This is a genomic window from Labrys sp. LIt4, from assembly GCF_017813775.1.
GTDB lineage: Bacteria > Pseudomonadota > Alphaproteobacteria > Rhizobiales > Labraceae > Labrys > Labrys okinawensis_A.
Genome location: NZ_JAGIPY010000005.1, coordinates 327684 through 346652, shown reverse-complemented (window position 1 = coordinate 346652; position 18969 = coordinate 327684). Strand labels below are relative to the sequence as shown.

Sequence of the window (18969 nt, the reverse complement as noted above, 5' to 3'; positions counted from 1 at the left end):
GGTCCTACATCTGCATCGCATCACTTCATGCCGCAATGCGTGCGATGACACGCATCCCCCCGGGCCCAGCATCCCCCAAGGAGCTTTTCGGATCCGATGGACTCGTTCATTCACTTCGACGGTGTCAGCAAATCCTTCGGCACGATGAAGGTCGTCGACGATCTTGACTTCCATGTCGGACGAGGCGAGTTCGTCAGCCTGCTCGGCCCCTCCGGGTCCGGCAAAACCACCCTCCTGATGATGTTGGCCGGCTTCGAGGCGCCTACCAGCGGCGCCCTGCTCGTCGACGGCACGCGGGTGGAGAACCTGCCTTCCTATAAGCGCAACATGGGCGTGGTCTTCCAGAACTACGCCCTGTTCCCGCACATGACCATTGCCGAGAACGTCGCCTTCCCGCTCAAGATGCGCGGCGTCGGCCGGGCCAGGCGGGACGCCAGGGTCGCCAAGGCCCTCGATCTCGTCCGCCTCGGCCATCTCAAGGACCGCAAGCCCTCCCAGCTCTCCGGCGGCCAGCAGCAGCGCATCGCCCTCTCGCGCGCCCTCGTCTACGAGCCCAAGGTGGTGCTGATGGACGAACCGCTCAGCGCGCTCGACAAGCAGCTGCGCGAGCATATGCAGCTCGAGATCCGCGAGCTCCACCGCAAGCTCGGCCTCACCGTCATCTTCGTCACCCATGATCAGGGCGAGGCCCTGACCATGTCCGACCGGGTCGCCGTGCTCAATCTCGGCAAGATCGAGCAACTCGACACACCATCCGGCCTGTACGACCGCCCGCGCACGCGTTTCGTTGCCGAGTTCATCGGCGAGACCAATCTGCTGGACGGCACCCTGAAATCCTGTTCGGACGGCCTCGCCACCGTCGAGTTGGCTCTGGGGCCGACCGTCTCCTGCCGCACCGAGCTCTCGCCCCGGCCGAACGCGCCGGTTCTGGTCTCCGTGCGGCCCGAAAGACTGCATCTGAGCGACGCGCCGGCCCTGGCCAACACGCTGCCGGTCCGTATCGAGGACGACGTCTATCACGGCGATCACGTCCGCCTGCATCTCAGGAGCGGCGAACGCCGGCTGGTGGCCAAGGCCGACAGGCGCGAGGCCAGCCGCCCCATCGGCTCTGACGCCCATGTCGGCTTCGCCCCCGACGACTGCACGCTGGTCCTGCCATGACGGCTGCCGCGCGGCTCAAGGCCGCTCTCCTGGTGCTGCCCCTCATCGCCTTTCTCGGCATCTTCTTTCTGTGGCCGCTCGGCATGATGATCGTCACCTCCGTGCAGGGCGGCACCGTGCGCCACGCCTTCCCGCTCACTGCCGAGGCGATCGCCGGCTGGAAGGGCGACGGCCTGCCGCCGGCCGAGGTCCAGGCTGCACTTGCCAAGGATCTGCGCACGACGATCCCGCAGGAGCAGTTCGGCGATGCCGTCCGCGCCCTCAACAGCCAGCAGGCGGGCTTCCGTACCCTGCTGCCCAAGACGGCGACGGCCGTGCGCAACGCGCCGGAGAACAGCCCGCCGCCCCTCGCGGGCATCGATCCACGCTGGAACCAGCCCGCCTTCTGGCTGGCGCTGAAGCGCTCGATGCCGGCCTATACCGACGCCAACCTGCTGGCAGCGGTCGACCTCAAGCGCGCCGATGATGGCAGCGTCGCCAATGTGCCGCCCGATATGGCGGTAAACCGCATGATCATGCTGCGCACCTTCGTGATCGCCCTGCAGGTCACGCTGCTCTGCGTCGCCATCGGCCTGCCCTTCGCCATGCTGGCGGCCAGCGTCACCGGCTGGAAGCGCAATCTCTTGCTGCTCGCCGTGCTGCTGCCGCTCTGGACCTCGCTGCTGGTGCGCACCGCCGCCTGGATGATCCTCCTTCAGGAGAACGGCCTGATCAACCAGACGCTGAAGGCCCTCGGCCTGATCGATGCCTCGCTGCCACTGATCTACAACCGCACCGGCATCCTCATCGCCATGACACATGTGCTGCTGCCCTTCATGGTGCTGCCGATCTATGCCAGCCTCGTCGCCATCCCGCGCAATCTGATGCCGGCGGCAGCCTCGCTCGGCGCCCCGCCGCTGCGGGCCATGCGCCACGTCCTGCTACCGCTGGCCATGCCGGGCGTGCTCTCGGGCTCGCTGCTCGTCTTCATGGTGGCGCTCGGCTACTACATCACCCCGGCTTTGGTCGGCGGCCCGAACGAGCAGATGATCTCCTCGGTGATCGCCTTCTATGCCACCGGCACCGCCAATTGGGGCATGGCCGGGGCACTGGGCGTCTTCCTCCTGGTGCCGACCACGGTGCTTTATTTCGTCTATGGACGACTCTCGCGCACGCCGATGGTGCAGACATGACTGGATTGGGCAAGAGCTCCTTCAACGCCCTGCGCCTTGCCTTCGGCGCACTGGTGGTGGCGTTCCTGGTCATCCCGCTGGCGGCGATCCTGCCGCTGGCCTTCACCGACAGCGTGTTCTTGACATACCCGATGACGGGGCCCTCGACCCGCTGGTTCGACACCCTCGCCACCAGCGAGGCCTGGCAGCGCTCGATCGTCAACTCCATGATCGTGGGCACCGGCGCGACGGTGCTGTCCACCGTGGTCGGCACGCTCGCCGCCCTCGGCCTCCGGCGCAACCTCGTGCCGTTCTCCGGCGTGCTGCGCTCGATCTTCCTGCTTCCTATGGTGGTGCCGGCGGTGGTACTCGGCGTCGGCATGCAGATTCTCTATGCAAGGCTCGGCCTCGCCTCCTCCTATGCCGGCGTGATCATCGCCCATGCCGTCTTGTGCGTGCCCTTCGTGCTGGTCAATGTGTCCGGCTCGCTCGCCAGCATCGATCCCGCCCTGGAGCGGGCGGCGGCCAGCCTCGGGGCTTCGCCCGGCACCGTCTTCCGCGCCGTGACCTTCCCGCTCGCTCTGCCCGGTATCCTCACCGGCGCGGCCTTCGCCTTCGCTACCTCGCTCGACGAGGTGGTGATCACCCTCTTCGTCGCCGGGCCCAACCAGACCACGCTGGCACGGCAGATGTTTTCTTCCTTGCGCGAGAACATCAGCCCGGCCATCGCCGCGGCCGCCTTCCTGATCATCCTGATCACGCTGATCCTGGCCCTGGCTGTGAAGGGAGCCGCGATCCTTGCTTTGCTCGGCAAGCGCAAGCAGGTGCTGCCGGCGGAGGAGTGATACCTGTTCGGCACGTCATGAGGCCCCAGCACGTGCGCCATGTCACGGCGACATAGCGGCGCCTGAGCAAAGATATCGGCAAGTCAGCGCGTAGGAGCCTTTGCTCCACCGAAAAGCGTGAGAGTACCATGCCGAGTACCGCCATCGACATCCTGCCCAATCCGACGCGCCGCCAGGTCGCTGCCCTGCCGCTTCGCGAAAAGGACGGCCGTATCGAGGTCTGCCTGGTGACCACCCGCACCACCCATCGCTGGACGGTGCCGAAGGGGTGGCCGATCAAGGGGCGCAAGGATCATGTCGCCGCGCGCATCGAGGCCGAGCAGGAAGCAGGGCTGACCGGCAAGCCGCGCAAGAAGGCGCTCGGCTCCTTCGTCTACTGGAAACGCCTGACCGATCGCTTCGAACGGATCAAGGTCAATGTCTATCCCCTGCGCGTCACCGGCACGCTGCCGGCCTGGAAGGAACAGGCCGAGCGCCGCGTGCAATGGATGGGCCTCGGCGATGCCTCCATCATCGTGGACGACCCCGGCCTCGCCAAACTGCTGTCCGGCCTGAAGCCTGCCATGGCGCCATAGGGTCGGCCTCGCCGTATAGAGAAGGCCCCTTCCCGGGACCGCCAGCATGTTGCTGGCTCTTTCCGCCCGTACCGGCCGCCCCTCCAGCAGGCAGCAACATGCTGGCGGTCCCAGGAAGAAGTACGGTCCGCGCGAGGCGGCAGGTATAAGTACCGTTGTGAGCAGACCTAACCGGCAAGCTGCTCGATGCAGACCTTGCGGACACAGTCCCTCAGCCAGCGATGGGCCGGATCGGCGTCGAGGCGTGGGTGCCAGAGCAGCGAGATCGTGATCTCCGGCAAGGCGAATGGCAGTGGGAAGCAGAACATCCCAGCACGCAGCCGGCCGGTGGAACGCTCCGGCACGGTGGCGACCAGGTCGGTCGCACGGGCCAGGGCCAGGGCTTCGGAAAAACCGCTGACGATGGTCTCGATGTTCGGCTTGAGCCCGAGTGCCTCGAGCCGGCCATCGTCAGGCCCCTTATAGAGGGCCCGGCGGGAGATCAGGACGTGACTTGCCTGCGCATAGCGGGCCGGCGTGATCGGTGCCCCGCTCAGGGGATGTCCCATCCTGACCACGCCGACGAACCGATCGCGGAACAGCGCCTGCGCACGCACTTCCGGCCCCGTCGAGTCACCGATGACGCCCGTCTCCAGATCCACGCTGCCATCGCGCAAAGGCGTGCTCTCCTTGTCGATTTTCGGCACGAAGCGGAGCGTGACCCCCGGCGCCTGTTCGCGGATATGAGCTATGAGATCGGCTCCGAAATTCTCGACGAAACCCTCCCTGTTGCGAAGGGTGAAGGTTCTCGTGAGCTTTTTCAGATCGAGCGCTTCCGCAGGACGAAGAACGCTTTCGACCGCCTGGACGAGCGGGCCGACCCGTTCGCGCAGTTCCAGCGCCCGCGGCGTCGGCACGAGGCCGCGGCCGGCCCGCACGAGCAGGGGATCGCCGGTCGTCTCGCGCAAACGGGCGAGGGTGCGGCTCATCGCCGAAGGGCTGAGCCGCAGGCGGCGGGCAGCCCCGGCGACACTGCCTTCGGTCAGCAGGACGTCTAGGGTGATGAGGAGATTGAAATCGGGCAGCGACATAGGCCCGATCATAGCACCCACCCGCACTCCTGGCATGCCGTCTCATGCACGAATGAAGTGCAAATGATGCGTGTTCCGCCATGCCGGGCGCAGGCTTATCCTCCAGCGGTTCCTCCCTTCAGAACCGCGGAAGATCCAATTCATGCCGAAATCAGCCACGAGAGACGATGCAAGGATGCACGAACGGCCCGCTCCCATGTTCCACGGCGCGCTGGTCGGCCTTTGTCTGTGTATCCTGCTGTCGTCGCTCGGCACCAGCATCGCCAATGTCGCCCTGCCTTCCCTGGCCTCGGTTTTCTCGGCTTCATTCGAACAGGTGCAGTGGATCGTTCTGGCCTATCTGCTGGCAATGACCACTTTGGTCGTCAGCGCCGGGCGCCTGGGAGACATCATCGGCCGGCGCAGGCTGCTGCTGGCCGGGCTCTTCCTGTTCACGGCCGCCTCGGCCTGCTGCGCGATGGCACCGACATTCGCGCTGCTGGTGGCCGCACGCGCCGTCCAGGGCCTCGGTGCCGCCGTCATGGCGGCACTCGGCATGGCGATGGTCGGCGAAGCCGTTTCCAAGGAGAGGACAGGTAGCGCCATGGGGCTGCTCGGCACGATGTCGGCGGTTGGCACCGCCTTGGGGCCATCGCTCGGCGGCTTCTTGATTTCCGCCCTCGGCTGGCGGAGCATCTTCCTGGTCAACATTCCCCTGAGCGTGCTCGCCTTTTGTCTTGCCGGCCGCTTTCTTCCTGCTGACGGCGACAAATCCCAGCATGTGCGCAGCCGCTTCGACAGCCTCGGCACGTTGCTGCTGGCCGCAACGCTCGCCTCCTACGCCCTGGCGATGACCACAGGGCGCAGCGCTTCCGGCTGGATCGGCACCGGCCTTATGTTGGCAACCGTCATCGGAGGCGGGCTCTTCCTGCTGGTGGAGGCGCGCGTCAGGTCGCCTCTGATCCAGTTGGCGGCCTTCCGCAGCGAGGGACTGAGTGTCAATCTGGCCACCAGCGCCCTCGTCGCCACGGTGATGATGACGACCTTCGTCGTCGGGCCGTTCTATCTCGCCCGCGCCCTCGCGCTCGACGAGGCGGTGATCGGCGTGGTGATGGCGGTGGGACCCGTCATTTCCATCGCGAGCGGTGTCTTTGCCGGCCGTATCGTCGATCGTCTGGGCGCCCCGCGCCTGATCCTCGTCGGCCTCGCCGAGATGGCGCTCGGGGCCATCGTCCTGTCCGCCGCAGGCCCGGCATTCGGCGTCGCGGGCTATCTAGCCGGCATCGCCGTGCTGACCCCGGGCTATCAGCTCTTCCAGGCCGCCAACAACACCGCCGTGATGGCGAGCATTCCGGCGGACCGGCGGGGCGTGACGTCAGGCCTCATCACCCTGTCGCGCAATCTCGGACTGATAACCGGGGCCTCGGCCATGGGCGCCGTCTTCCACCTCGCCGCGGGAACGGGCGATATCGCCAAGGCCGCTGCGCAAGCCGTCTCCTTCGGCATGGAGGCAACTTTCGGGACCGCGGCGCTCCTGATGGTGGCCGCGATCATTCTCGCCGCCGGAACGCGCGTTGCGGCGGGCCGTGCCGGGCAAGCCCAGGACTCGCACTGAGTTGCCAATGCACGGTTCGCCGAATGGAGAAAAGCTCCGGGTTGTCATAGCCGGGCTCGACCCGGCTCGACGATGTGGAAACCACTGCGCTGGCCTCAGCCCTGGGGCCCCATCGCAGCGGGATCCATCCACACGATCTCCCAGACATTGCCGTCGGGATCCTCGACGCTGCGGCTCACCATGAAGCCGTGATCCTGCGCCGGGTTGGGATCGGCCTTGCCGCCCGCTTGCGTGGTGCGGGCGAGCGTGGCGTCCACCGCGTCGCGGGTGTCGACATTGAGGGCGATCAGCGCCTGGCTCCATTGGCGCGCATCACCGATCGGGCGCTGGGTGAACTGGCCGTAGCGCTCATGGGTGAGCAGCATCACTACGATCGCATCGGAGAGCATTATCGATGTGGTCTGCTCGTCGGAAAATTGCGGGTTCACCTCGCCGCCCAGGGCGACATAGAATGCGGTGGCGGCGGCGAGATCGCGCACCGGCAGGTTCAAGAAAATCATCCTGGCCATCATTTCCTCCTTCACCGAATGGGCGAGTTGTCCTATTGTCTCGCTACCATGTTAGTAAATAGAAAGTATCTTAATGTCAAGATACTTTCTATCGAGAGACTTGCCGATGGACCGCGCCGATACCGCCGTCGAACAATGGGCTCGCGAACGACCCGACCTCCCCTCCTTGCCGATGGCGGTGTTCGGCCGCCTGTCCGATGCGTCCGAACGGGTGCTGCGCGACCATATGAACCCGCTCTTCGCCGCAGCGGGCCTGCAGCCCGGCGAATTCGACGTCCTGGCCACGTTACGGCGTTCGGGCGAACCCTATATGCTTTCGCCGACCCGACTCTATGAAGCGGCGATGATCTCCTCGGGCGGCATGACCAATCGCCTCGACAGGCTGGAACGCGCCGGGCTGGTCGAGAGGCGCCCCGATCCGAATGATCGTCGCGGCAAGCTGATCGCCCTCACCGAGGCCGGCAAGGCGGTGATCGACGAGACCATCGCGCGCCACGTGGCCAATGAGGAGCGGCTGTTGTCGGTGCTGACGCGGACGGAGCAGGAGACCCTCAATGGCCTGCTCCGAAAGCTGATCACCGCACTTTGATTCAACCGGGCAGCCGCTGCATCAGCGGCTGTAACTGCGGCTGCGCTTCCGCCACCAGATTGACGCCGGCTTCATACTGATGAAAGCCGTCGAAATCGCCCTTGCCGATCGGGCAGCCGGCGAGGCGCAAGATCGAATAGGCCATGCCGAGGTGAAAGAAGAAGTTCGGCAAGGCATATTGGGTGACGAAGTCGACGGCCCTGGCCTCGAACACGGCCTGGCCGGCCTTTTCCCGCACCAGCCTGGCTTCCCCGCCGGCAAAATCGCGTCGCGAAACGCTCCTGAGCCGGGCGATGGTGCTTCCCAGGAGCAGGCGGATGTCTTCGATCGAATCGATCGGGCCGTCATCCAGCATGATCGGCTGCTGCAGCACCGGATTGATGGCGCGGATGGAAAAGCCCAGGGCGATCCGAACCTGCCACTTCAACGGGAACATGTTCGGCTGCAAAGCGAGGTTGAGAACCTCCGCCTGCTCCGTGCCCTGGTGCTGCAGATGCTCGGCCGTCTTGTCCAGGATCGCATCGAGATTGCTGAGATAGCGTAGGAAAACCGGTACGGAAACGTCGAAAAGGTCAGCCATGGGCTTGCTTCCCCGGACGGCCTCGGGCCGCCCACATGGATATGCCTGCAGAATTCCACATCCGGCCGAGGAGGACCGGCCGACGCTTCAGTGAGCGCGGCCGATACAGAACTCCACCACGTCCGCCAGCGCCGACTTCATCGGGCTGTCGGCGAACAGCGCCAGGGCGTCCTTGGCCATGGCGCCATAGTGACGCGCGCGCTCGATGGTGTCTTCCAGCGTCTTGTGGCGGCGCATCAGGCCGATGGCATGCTCGAGATCGGCCTCCTCGATCTCGCCGCGCTCCAGCGTGCGGCGCCAGAAGTCGCGCTCGGCCTCGTTGCCGCGCCGGAAGGCCAGCACCACCGGCAGGGTGATCTTGCCCTCGCGGAAATCGTCGCCGACATTCTTGCCGAGCTTGGCGTCAGAACCGCCGTAATCCAGCGCATCGTCGACGAGCTGGAAGGCAATGCCGAGATTCATGCCGAAAGAACGGCAGGCGGCCTGTTCATCCTTGGGCCGCTCGGCCAGGACCGGGCCGACTTCGCAGGCAGCCGCGAAGAGTTCGGCCGTCTTGCCGCGAATCACCGCCAGATATTCGTCCTCCGTGGTCGCCGTATTCTTGGCCGCGGCGAGCTGGGCCACTTCGCCCTCGGCGATGACGGTTGCGGCGGTCGAGAGAATGTCGAGCGCCTTGAGCGAGCCGACTTCCACCATCATTTTGAAAGCCTGGCCGAGCAGAAAATCGCCGACCAGCACGCTCGCTTCATTGCCCCACAGCATGCGGGCGGCCGGCTTGCCGCGCCGCATGTCGCTCTCGTCGACGACGTCGTCGTGCAAAAGCGTGGCCGTGTGCATGAATTCCACGGAGGCCGCGAGCTTCACATGGCCATCGCCCCGGTAGCGTGCGAGCTGCGCGGTCGCCAATGTCAGGATCGGGCGCAGGCGCTTGCCTCCGGAGGAGATCAGATGGTTGGCGACTTCCGGGATCATCGTCACCTCCGACCCCGTCCGCGACAGGATGGTGGTGTTGACTCGCGCCATATCCGCCTTGGTCAGGTCGACGATCGGCTGAAGCGAGCCTTGCGACCCGGATTTGTCCTCGAATGCGACAACGACGCCCAATACATGCACTCCGTTTTGCCGGCACCATAGAAATGCGCGGCTCCGCATACAAGCTCGCTGTTGTCGCGCCAACAAGCTCGTTGCAATTGTCGCGATAATCGCAACGATTGCTGTATGGAAGAAATCGTTCGTACCAATGATCCCGTGCTGATCTCCTATATCGAGGCCTTGCTGACCGAGGCGGGCGTGGTCCATCTCGTGCTCGACACGCATATGAGCGTGCTGGAAGGCTCGCTCGGCATGATCCAGCGCCGCATCCTCGTCGACGCCGACCAGAGCGTGCTGGCGCGCCGGCGTCTGACCGAAGCGGGTCTCGGCAAGGAGCTGCGAACGCCGTGACCAAGACCGAGCCCGGGACCGGGACAACGCTCTCGGCCTTTCTCGGCGGCCGGCTGCAGCTCGCCCAACCGGGCCGGGGCCATCGGGTCGGAACCGACGCCGCCTTGCTTTCTGCCTGCCTCTCGCCGGCCGCCGACGAGGTGGTCTACGACCTCGGGGCGGGAATCGGCGCCGCCGGCCTCGGCCTTGCCATCCGTTGCCCTCGGTGCCGCGTCGCCTTGGTGGAGATCGACCCGGCCATCGCGGCTCTAGCGGCCGAGAATGCAGCACGCAACGGCCTTGTCGAGCGCGTGGCCACGCTCGAGGCCGACGTCACCCGGCGTCCTGCCAGGGGTCAATCCCTGGTTCCCGGCACGGCAGACCACGTCATCATGAATCCACCCTTCCACCTTCCTGGCACGATTCGCCCGGCACCCGATGCCTATCGCGCCGGCGCGCATGTGCATGGCCAGGCCGACGAGGAAGCCTGGATCCTGTGCGCCCTCGCCCTCCTGCGCGCCAGGGGCAGCCTCGCCCTCATCCACCGGCCCGACGCCCTGCCCAGGCTGCTGGCAAGCCTCGACCGCCGCTTCGGCGACATCCGGGTCAAGCCCGTGCAGCCTCGGGCCGGCACGCCGGCAGTCCGCCTTCTCATCCGCACCGTCAAGGGATCGCGCGCGCCCTTCCTCCTGCTGCCGCCGCTGGTCCTGCATACCGAGGACGGCGGCTTCACAGCCGAAGCGGATGCCCTGCATCGCGGCGAAGCGACGATCGACTGGCAGGACCCGCCTCGAGCCTAGCCCGTTTCGTTCAGGAGCGAGAGGAAGCGGGCGAACAGGCCGGCCTGGGAATGGATGCCGAGCTTGTGGTGGATGTTGCGGCGATGCACCTTCACCGTGCCCGTCGAGATATGCAGCAGGCGGCTGATCGAATCCGACGAGTGCCCCTGCAGCACCAGATTGACGATTTCACCTTCCCGCGCCGTCAGCGACTGGCTGGCCCAGAGCCGGGCCCGGTCGAGATCGCTGCCCGGCAGCGGCAACGTCGTCACCCGGCTGCCGGCCTCACCGAACTCCGGCAGGTCGCGCCAATGCTGCGCGCAGAGCGCGAGCACGATCGGGGTCAGGTCGCGCAGTCCGCGCACCTCCGCGGTGCCGAACGGCCCCGAGGCGGCCAGGCGCATCAGCGACCATACCACCGAGGTCTGTTCGGGGAGCTGAACGAAGAAGCCGACCTCCTCGGCCAGGCCCGTCTGACTGTAATAGGAGCGAAAATACTCGCTGGTGTAGAACCGATCGGGCGCCAGCTCACGCATGCGCCGGAAGCCTTCGCATCCCCCGATCGCGGCGCGATGGAAGGGGTCGAGCAGGTAGGCGCCATCCTGGTAGAGAGCCACGAAGACATGGCTCTCGGCGGGCGAGAAGGTCTCGTACAGCATCGGCGGCCGAGCCGAGCCGCGATAGGCGAACACCACACTGTGGTCGAACCGCGCATGCAGCCCGAGCCAAGCCAGCAAGGCGCGCTCGAAGTCACCCGAACCGCTGCGCCCCGCCGCCTTTATCGCGTCTGCCAGCGCCGTAGATGCCGCCAAATTATGCCTGGAGCTGCCGATTTCTACCCCCTGTGCTGAACAAACATGCAGCATATACCCCCTGTTGGGTATATACGATAGGAAATCGGCTCTGCTAGCTTTCCTTTCGCATAAGGGCCGAAAAGCAAGAACAACCGGCCGGAACGATAAGGCCCGGCATCGACCGAGGGGACCAGCGCGGATGAACGATACGACCTCGCCCGACATCGAGTTTCGCGCCGTTGCCAAGCGCTATGGCGAGGTCACTGCGGTGCATGGCATCGACCTCGCCATTCCCAGCGGCGCTTTCGTCGCATTGCTCGGGCCCTCGGGCTGCGGCAAGACCACCTGCCTGCGCATGATCGGCGGTTTCGAACAGCCGAGCAGCGGCCAGGTGATGATCCGTGGCCAGGACATGGCGGGCACGCCGCCCTATCGCCGCCCGGTCAACATGGTCTTCCAGCAATATGCCCTGTTTCCGCATCTGAGCGTCGGCGACAACATTGCCTATGGCCTGCGCCAGGCCCGGCCCCGCCTGCCAGGCTCGGAGATCGCCCGGCGCGTCGACGAGGCGCTCGCCATGGTGCGCCTCTCAGGCTATGGCCGCCGGCGCATCCACGAGCTCTCCGGCGGCCAGCAGCAGCGCGTCGCGCTGGCCCGCGCGCTGGTCAACAAGCCCGCCGTGCTGCTGCTCGACGAACCGCTCGCCGCTCTCGACAAGAAGCTGCGCACCGAGATGCAGCTCGAGCTGCAGAACCTGCAGAGGTCCCTCGGCATCACCTTCGTGCTCGTCACCCATGACCAGGAAGAGGCGCTCTCGATGAGCGATCTCGTCTGCGTGATGAACAAGGGCCATATCGTCCAGACCGGGGCACCCAGCCAGATCTATGACGATCCGGCCGACCTCTTCGTCGCCGATTTCGTCGGAAAGTCCAATTTCCTCGACGGCAAGGTCACCGAGGTCGACGGAAAGGCGGCCAGCATCGTGCTGGCCGACGGCACCACGCTCCAGGCCCGCAGCCATGCCCCGCTTCGGCCCGGCCAAGCCGCGCGCGTCAGCATCCGCCCTGAAGCCATGCGCCTGGAAGCCGGCGACGGACCGAGGCTGCGCGGCACCGTGCACAACCGCATCTTTCTCGGTTCGACGGCCGAATATGCCATCGACGTCAGGGACGTCGGCACAATCCTGGTCGCCGCCGACCACCTGGCGCAGGGCCCGGGCCTCAAGGGACTTGGCGACAGCGTCTCGATCGGCTTCGCACCGGGAGCCCCACTCGCCTTCGCCGCCTGAACGATCCGAAAAACCGCGTAAAGCGGCACCACCAGAGGGAAATGAGCCATGTCGAAATCCTATCGCGACGGCCTGCCGATCTCGGCTCAGGGCTTTGTCGACCAGCTGCTGCGCTACCGGAGGGGCTCGATCAGCCGCCGCCATTTCCTGGGCGCGACAGGCCTGGGCCTGGCGATGGCCGTCCTCGGCCGCGAGAACGGCGTCCTGCCCGGGCCCGCTCATGCCGCCGGCGACCTCGGCGACAAGATGTCGATCGCCACCTGGCCCAATTATCACGACCCGCAGACCTTCGTGAATTTCACCAAGGCGACGGGCGTCGCCGTCGAGGTCAACGTCTTCGGTTCGAACGAGGAGATGCTGGCCAAGCTGCAGGCCGGCGCGACTGGCTGGAGCCTGTTCGTGCCGACCAACTACACCATTTCCACCTATAAGAAGCTCGGGCTCATCGACGCCATCGATCTTGCCAAGCTGCCGGCCTATAGCGCCCCCACCGAGGATGCCCGCTTCACGGCCGAGGGCACCGTCGACGGCACGGTCTATGCCGTGCCGAAGAATTGGGGCACCACCGGCTTTGCGGTCAACACCCAGAAGCTCACCAAGCCGCTGGCGAGCTGGAAGGATTTCTGGGACATCGCCATGGCCGAGGGCTCCAACCGCGCCATGGTGCATGACTACCAGCTCACCACCATCGGCAACGCCCTGAAATATTTCGGCTATTCCTTCAATTCATTGAAGCAGGACGAGCTTGCCAAGGCCGAGGAATTGCTGATCAAGGTCAAGCCGCATCTGTACGCGGTGTCCTCGGACTACCAGCCGCCGATGCGCGCCAACGACGCCTGGCTGACCATGTGCTGGACCAATGACGGCGCCCAGCTCCACCGCGATTTGCCGCATATCAGCTACATCCTCGGCAAGGAGGGCGGCGAGATCTGGACCGATTTCTACGCCATTCCCAAGGACGCGCCCAACAAGCCCGCCGGCTATGCCCTGCTCAACTATCTGATGACGCCGGAAAATGCCGTGAAAGAGCACATCGCCAATGGCGCGCCCTCGACGGATTCCAGGGTCAATGCCCTGCTGCCGAAGGAGTTTCTCTCCAATCCCATCCTCTATCCGGCCGCCGACCTGCTGACGCCGCTCGAATTCGGGGCTGCGGCGACGCTGACCGATCCCAACCGGGCCGAGCTGATGGCCCGCTTCAAATCGGCCTGAGCGGCCCCTCGTGAGGGCTGGAGACCAGCAGCTCTGTCATTCCCGGCCGAGCGTAGCGAGGGGAAGGGAATCCAGGGGCCAACACGGCGCCCCTGGCCCTGGATTCCCTTCCCGCCACCTGCGGCGGCGCCGGGAATGACGGCATTCCCACGCTGAGCACATTTGCACCAATGCAGTCCCGTCCTTCCGTCGGAATCTTACCCGTGGCTTCCTCCCGCGCCCGCCGCACTCTCGTGACGACCCTGCTGCTCGCCCCGGCGAGCGCCTGGCTCGTGGTCTTCCTGGTGCTGCCCTTCATCGCCGTGCTCGTCTTCAGCGTCGGCGAGCGGGCGCCGGAGGGCGGCTATCAGGCCGCCCTCTCCTGGGCCCAATATGCCAATCTCGGGGCGCGCTCGACCGCCTTCTGGAACACCTTGATCCTGGCGCCGGCCGGCGCCTTCGCCTGCCTGCTGGTCGCCTATCCCGTCGCCTATTACCTCGCCGTCAAGGCGCCGCCGCGCTGGCGCCTGATCCTGCTGGCGCTGGTGGTCATCCCGTTCTGGACCAGCCTGCTGATGCGCTCCTATGCCTGGATGTACATCCTCGGCTCGCGGGGCATCCCGGCCTTGCTCGACCTCGTCGGCATTGCCGATATCAGGCTGCTCAACACGCCGGGCTCGGTGCTGGTCGGCATCGTCTATGGCTATCTGCCGCTGATGATCCTGCCGATCTATGTCAGCCTGGAACGGCTCGACCGCCGCCTGCTCGAAGCCTCGGCCGACCTCGGCGCCACGCCGGCCTCCACCTTCTTCGGCGTCACCCTGCCCCTGTCCCTGCCCGGCGTGATGACGGGCTTCAGCCTCGTGATGATCCTGCTGCTCGGCGAATATCTGATCCCGTCCTTGCTCGGCGGCGGCAAGGTCTTCTTCATCGGCAATGCCCTGGTTGACCTCTTCCTGCAATCGCGCAACTGGCCGTTCGGCTCGGCCATCGCGGTGACATTGGTTGTCGCCTCGGTCGTGGTGCTCTTGATCGCTAACCGCATCACGGCGCGCGTCTCCGGCGCCCGGCAGGTGGACCTGATCTGATGAGAGCCTTCGTCGCCGCCGTCTTCGCCTTCCTCTATCTGCCGATCGGGCTGCTCGTCCTGTTCTCCTTCAACGCCGGCCGCAACGCCAGCGAGATCGTCGGCTTCTCGACGAAATGGTATGCCGCCGCCCTCGCCAATCCGTTCCTGATGGAGGCCTTGCGCAACAGCCTGGTGGTCGCCTCCAGCAGCGCCGCCCTCGCCGCGGTGTTCGGCACTGCCGCCGCCCTCGGCCTTGCGCGCGTCGGCGCCCGTACGCGCCTCGTCTTCGATGCCCTGTTCGGCGCCGCCATCGTGGTGCCCGGCGTGGTCATCGGCATCGCGACGCTGGTGGCGCTGGTGCAGGTCTTCGCCTTCGCCAACCCGGTGCTCGGCGCGATCTGGCCCGGCGACACCCCGCCCAGGCTGGGCCTGGGCTATGGCTCGATCATCGCCGCGCACGGCCTGTTCTCGATGGCCTTGGTCACCATGATCGTGCGGGCCCGGCTCGGCAGCCTGAGCAGGGACCTGGTCGAGGCTTCGAGCGACCTCTACGCCACGCCCTTCACCACCTTCCGCTCCATCGTGCTGCCGCAGATCCTCCCGGCCATCCTGGCGGGCTTCCTGCTCTCCTTCACCTTCTCCTTCGACGATTTCATCGTCGCCTTCTTCGTGGCCGGCGCCCAGACCACCCTGCCGATCTATGTATTCGCCTCGATTCGCCGCGGCGTCACCCCGGAGATCAACGCCATCGCCACGCTGGTGCTGGTGGCTTCGGTGCTGATGGTGCTCGCCGCCCAGTTCCTGCTGCGCAAGCGCCGATAGAAAGTCGCGAGTAACCGACCATGATTCTCAAAAACCGCATCGCCATCGTTACCGGTTCCGGCTCCGGCATCGGCCGGGCGGGCGCGCTCGCAATGGCGCGCGAGGGTGCCGTGGTCGTCATCGCCGACCGCGACGCCGACGCCAGCGAGGCGACCGCCGGCCTGATCCGGGCGGAGGGCGGGCGCGCCGAAGCGGTCGCCACCGACGTGGCCGACGATGCCGCCGTGGAGCGGCTGATCCACGGTACGCTCGCGCGCCACGGCCGCCTCGACATCCTGCACAACCATGCCGGCATCCAGGTCGGCGGCCCGCTCACCGATGTCAGCCTCGAGGGGCTCGACGCCTCCTGGCGCGTCAATGTGCGCGCTCATTTCCATGCGGCACGCCTGGCCATGCCTGCGATGATCGCGGCCGGCGGCGGCGTCATCCTCAACACCGCCTCCAACTCCGGCGTGTTCTACGACCGGGAGATGATCGCCTATGCCACGTCCAAGCATGCAGTGGTGGCGATGACGCGCCAGATGGCGCTCGACTATGCCCGGCACAAGGTGCGGGTGAATGCCCTCTGCCCGGGCTGGGTCGACACGCCCTTCAACAAGCCCTTCATCGGCCAGATGGGCGGCCGCGCCGCCATCGAGGCCTATGTGCGCGAGAAGATCCCGATGGGCCGCTGGGCCTCGGCGGAAGAGATCGCCGAAGCCATCCTCTTCCTGGTCTCGGACCGCTCCTCCTTCATGACCGGCCAGGCCCTGGTCGTCGACGGCGGCGAAAGCATCGGCTGAGCCACCGGCATTTCGCGCCACCACCCGCTCGCGCTCGCCCCCCGGGGTTCCGGGCGGCTTCGACGCGCCTTGCGGGCCATCGCCATTCGCGCGGTATCATGGTCGCACCCGTTGACCAAACGAACCCCTGCCGTTTTTCAAGCGAAACGGCCCGTCAATATTCATCAAAACAACAGCGGTCGTCATCTACGAAAGCGCTTTGAAAAGGCTTGACTCGCGCCGCCGGCTGGAGTGCAACTATGTCAATAACATGACAAATCTGTTGCAAATTTCTGGCAGACGCTCTTCTCGGCACCGTTTGTCTGATGATTTGCTCAGGGGGAATCTCGCTTATCTGCATCTCGTCGGATGCAACCGTTAGGTCAAATGAGGGGGGTCGGCTTGAATAAGAACTTCATCTACGTGATGACGGGCCTGGTACTGGGCATCGCCATCGGCATCGCTTGCTTCTATTCCTTTCCTGACAAGAAGACGGCAGCGACCATCGCCGAGTACATGTCGCTGGTAAGCACGATCTTCCTGAAATTGATCAAGATGATCATCGGCCCGCTGGTGCTGTCCACCCTGATCGTCGGCATCGGCCATATGGGTGATGCGGCGACGCTGGGACGGGTCGGCGCCAAGACCATGGCCTGGTTCGTCTCCGCCTCGATCGTGTCGCTGCTGCTCGGCCTGGTGATGGCCAATCTGGTCCAGCCCGGGCACGGCATCGTCATCGCCGATCAGAGCGGCAACACCGCCAACATCCAGACGGCCTCGTTCAGCTTCAAGAATTTCATCGAGCATCTGGTTCCCACCTCGATCTTCAAGGCCATGGCCGAGGGTGAGATCCTGCAGATCGTGGTGTTCTCGCTGTTTGCGGGCGTCGCCTGCATGGCGCTGGGCGAGCGTGGCAAGCCCCTCGTCCACCTGGCTGACGACGTCGCCCATATGATGCTGACCATCACCGGCTATGTGATGACGCTGGCGCCCCTGGCCGTCTGCGCCGCCGTGGCCTCCGTCATCACCACCTCCGGCCCGGGCGTGCTCCTGAACTTCGTCAAGTTCCTCGGCGGCTTCTATCTGACGCTGCTGATCCTGTGGGCGATCCTGATCGCCATCGGCTATTTCCTGCTCGGCGCCCGCATGGGCAATCTGATCCGGCGCATGCGCGAACCCTTCCTGCTCGCCTTTTCGACCGCGAGTTCGGAAGCCGCCTATCCCAAGATCCTCGACCAGCTCGAGAGGTTCGGCGTCCCCAAGCGCATCGCCAGTTTCGTGCTGCCGCTCGGCTATTCCTTCAACCTCGACGGCACCATGGCCTATACGACCTTCGCGACGCTCTTCGTCGCCCAGGCCTATGGCATGGAATTGTCGCTTGGCACCCAGCTCGCCATCGCCGGGACGCTGATGCTGACCTCCAAGGGCGTGGCCGGCGTGCCGAAAGCCTCGCTGGTGGTCATCCTGGCAACGTTGCATCAGTTCAACATCCCGGATGCCGGTCTCTACCTGATCATCGGCATCGACCAGTTCCTCGACATGGGCCGCAGCGCCACCAATGTGATCGGCAATTCGCTGGCAGCCTCGGCGGTCGCCAAGTTCGAGGGCGGCCTCGGCCCTGAAAAGGACGATATCAACGCTCCCGAGGGAGCGCCCGCGGCGGCGCCCGCCTGAGACATCGGCGGCGGCACGGCTCGTGCCGCCGCCGGCCTTCGTCGAGCATTTTCGCATGGCGGCGCCACCCCCCTGCACCGTCCGGATTTTTCAGGAGAGAGTCTTGCATAAGCTCGTCGCGCTGGCGGCCATCGTCATTCTGGCGGCAACCGCCCCCGCCAAGGCCGAGGACATGATCGGGCAGGATCTGACGGCAGCGCCGAAGCAGGAGTATTTTCCGCTGGAACTCTCCGGCACGCTGCTGAAGGCGAACCAGGCCGGTGCCGTCACCATCGGCTATCGCGATGCCTCCTTCCCCTTCTCCTACAAGCGCCCCGAACAGGCCGAACCGCAGGGTTACGCCATCGAATTGTGCAAGGGCGTGGTCGAGGAAATCTCGCGCGAACTGCACGGCAAGCCGGTGCGCATCGACTACAAGCTCGTCACCTCCGATACCCGCATCGCGGCGGTGACGGCGGGCGAAGTCGACCTCGAATGCGGCTCGACCACCGCCAACCGTGAGCGCGAGAAGCAGGTTTCCTTCTCGCCGGTCACTTATGTCGCGGGCACCAAATTGCTGGTCAAGCGTGGCTCCGGCATCCGCTCCTACAAGGACCTGCAGGGCAAGACCCTGGTGGTGACGGCCGGCACCACCAATGAAGCGGCGTTGAAGCAGCTCAACGACAAATATCACCTGGGCATGATCATCGCCTCCGCCCCCGACCACCAGCAATCCTACGACATGCTGACAGCGGGCAAGGCCGATGCCTTCGCCACCGACGACGTGCTGCTTTACGGCTTCATCGCCCGCAACCATGCCCAGAAGACCCTGGCCGTGGTCGGCGATTTCATCACCTATGACGCCTATGGCATCATGTTCCGCAAGGACGATCCGTTGATGACCGAAGCCGTCAAGCGCGCCTTCGCCGCCATGGCCGAGCAGGGCAAGCTGGTGCGGACCTATCGCCGGTGGTTCCTGCAGGCCACGCCCGGCGGCGACAATCTCAACCTGCCGATATCCCTGCAGTTGACAGAGGCCTGGCGGGCACTCGGCATCGATGCCTTCTGATCAACCCGGCCCACCGAAAGAAACACCCCCGAACTCGGTTCGGGGGT

The 18969-nt window shown here is 65.6% G+C and carries 20 protein-coding genes; 15 read left to right on the top strand and 5 right to left on the bottom strand.

Annotated features, from left to right (window positions below):
* Positions 1-96: 96 nt before the first annotated feature.
* The 4 genes from J8I29_RS12300 to J8I29_RS12285 all read left to right on the top strand — a co-directional run bounded on the left by J8I29_RS12300 (position 97) and on the right by J8I29_RS12285 (position 3732).
* A complete protein-coding gene (locus J8I29_RS12300) occupies positions 97-1161 on the top strand; it encodes an ABC transporter ATP-binding protein (protein WP_209431852.1) in 1065 nt (354 codons plus the stop codon).
* Positions 1158-2333: an ABC transporter permease gene (locus J8I29_RS12295; protein ID WP_209431851.1), complete on the top strand. Its 1176-nt coding sequence runs from the start codon at positions 1158-1160 to the stop codon at positions 2331-2333. The genes J8I29_RS12300 and J8I29_RS12295 overlap by 4 nt, the downstream gene beginning before the upstream one ends.
* Positions 2330-3157, top strand: coding sequence for an ABC transporter permease (locus J8I29_RS12290; RefSeq protein ID WP_105862389.1), 828 nt, complete (start codon positions 2330-2332; stop codon positions 3155-3157). The genes J8I29_RS12295 and J8I29_RS12290 overlap by 4 nt, the downstream gene beginning before the upstream one ends.
* 128 nt (positions 3158-3285) lie before the next feature.
* Complete coding sequence (locus tag J8I29_RS12285; protein ID WP_209431850.1) at positions 3286-3732, top strand: NUDIX hydrolase; 447 nt, start codon at positions 3286-3288, stop codon at positions 3730-3732.
* 167 nt (positions 3733-3899) lie between these two features.
* On the opposite strand, the gene J8I29_RS12280 is transcribed toward J8I29_RS12285, so the two are convergent.
* Entirely contained in the window at positions 3900-4802 is a 903-nt protein-coding gene (locus tag J8I29_RS12280; RefSeq protein WP_209431849.1) for a LysR family transcriptional regulator, read from the bottom strand.
* A 175-nt stretch (positions 4803-4977) separates the two neighbouring features.
* Here J8I29_RS12280 and J8I29_RS12275 point away from each other — a divergent pair, with 175 nt between their 5' ends.
* A complete protein-coding gene (locus J8I29_RS12275) occupies positions 4978-6396 on the top strand; it encodes an MFS transporter (protein ID WP_245196897.1) in 1419 nt (472 codons plus the stop codon).
* Between the two features lie 95 nt (positions 6397-6491).
* On the opposite strand, the gene J8I29_RS12270 is transcribed toward J8I29_RS12275, so the two are convergent.
* Entirely contained in the window at positions 6492-6905 is a 414-nt protein-coding gene (locus J8I29_RS12270) for a VOC family protein (protein WP_209431847.1), read from the bottom strand.
* Between the two features lie 106 nt (positions 6906-7011).
* Between J8I29_RS12270 and J8I29_RS12265 the strand changes: the two genes are divergently transcribed.
* Positions 7012-7494, top strand: coding sequence for a MarR family transcriptional regulator (locus J8I29_RS12265; RefSeq protein ID WP_105862394.1), 483 nt, complete (start codon positions 7012-7014; stop codon positions 7492-7494).
* 1 nt (position 7495) lies between these two features.
* On the opposite strand, the gene J8I29_RS12260 is transcribed toward J8I29_RS12265, so the two are convergent.
* Positions 7496-8074, bottom strand: a complete 579-nt coding sequence (locus J8I29_RS12260) for a DUF1993 domain-containing protein (protein ID WP_105862395.1) — start codon at positions 8072-8074, stop codon at positions 7496-7498.
* Between the two features lie 87 nt (positions 8075-8161).
* Positions 8162-9178, bottom strand: a complete 1017-nt coding sequence (locus J8I29_RS12255) for a polyprenyl synthetase family protein (protein ID WP_181161147.1) — start codon at positions 9176-9178, stop codon at positions 8162-8164.
* A 114-nt stretch (positions 9179-9292) separates the two neighbouring features.
* Between J8I29_RS12255 and J8I29_RS12250 the strand changes: the two genes are divergently transcribed.
* Together J8I29_RS12250 and J8I29_RS12245 are read left to right on the top strand one after the other, a co-directional pair.
* The gene (locus J8I29_RS12250; protein WP_209431846.1) at positions 9293-9517 is read left to right on the top strand and encodes a DUF2007 domain-containing protein; all 225 of its coding nucleotides are present in this window, start codon (positions 9293-9295) and stop codon (positions 9515-9517) included.
* Positions 9514-10296, top strand: coding sequence for a methyltransferase (locus J8I29_RS12245; protein ID WP_209431845.1), 783 nt, complete (start codon positions 9514-9516; stop codon positions 10294-10296). The genes J8I29_RS12250 and J8I29_RS12245 overlap by 4 nt, the downstream gene beginning before the upstream one ends.
* Here the strand turns inward: J8I29_RS12245 and J8I29_RS12240 are convergent.
* Positions 10293-11087, bottom strand: coding sequence for a helix-turn-helix transcriptional regulator (locus J8I29_RS12240; RefSeq protein WP_245196896.1), 795 nt, complete (start codon positions 11085-11087; stop codon positions 10293-10295). The genes J8I29_RS12245 and J8I29_RS12240 overlap by 4 nt on opposite strands.
* Before the next feature lie 181 nt (positions 11088-11268).
* Here J8I29_RS12240 and J8I29_RS12235 point away from each other — a divergent pair, with 181 nt between their 5' ends.
* The 7 genes from J8I29_RS12235 to J8I29_RS12205 all read left to right on the top strand — a co-directional run bounded on the left by J8I29_RS12235 (position 11269) and on the right by J8I29_RS12205 (position 18922).
* Entirely contained in the window at positions 11269-12357 is a 1089-nt protein-coding gene (locus J8I29_RS12235; RefSeq protein ID WP_209431843.1) for an ABC transporter ATP-binding protein, read from the top strand.
* Between the two features lie 48 nt (positions 12358-12405).
* A complete protein-coding gene (locus tag J8I29_RS12230) occupies positions 12406-13569 on the top strand; it encodes an extracellular solute-binding protein (RefSeq protein WP_209431842.1) in 1164 nt (387 codons plus the stop codon).
* 170 nt (positions 13570-13739) lie between these two features.
* Positions 13740-14636: an ABC transporter permease gene (locus J8I29_RS12225; RefSeq protein WP_209431841.1), complete on the top strand. Its 897-nt coding sequence runs from the start codon at positions 13740-13742 to the stop codon at positions 14634-14636.
* Positions 14636-15439, top strand: a complete 804-nt coding sequence (locus J8I29_RS12220) for an ABC transporter permease (RefSeq protein ID WP_209431840.1) — start codon at positions 14636-14638, stop codon at positions 15437-15439. Before J8I29_RS12225 ends, J8I29_RS12220 begins: the two co-directional genes overlap by 1 nt.
* A 20-nt stretch (positions 15440-15459) precedes the next feature.
* Positions 15460-16221: an SDR family oxidoreductase gene (locus J8I29_RS12215; RefSeq protein WP_209431839.1), complete on the top strand. Its 762-nt coding sequence runs from the start codon at positions 15460-15462 to the stop codon at positions 16219-16221.
* 381 nt (positions 16222-16602) lie between these two features.
* The gene (locus tag J8I29_RS12210; protein ID WP_348536010.1) at positions 16603-17874 is read left to right on the top strand and encodes a dicarboxylate/amino acid:cation symporter; all 1272 of its coding nucleotides are present in this window, start codon (positions 16603-16605) and stop codon (positions 17872-17874) included.
* A 103-nt stretch (positions 17875-17977) separates the two neighbouring features.
* Positions 17978-18922, top strand: a complete 945-nt coding sequence (locus J8I29_RS12205; protein WP_245196895.1) for an amino acid ABC transporter substrate-binding protein — start codon at positions 17978-17980, stop codon at positions 18920-18922.
* Positions 18923-18969 lie beyond the last annotated feature (47 nt).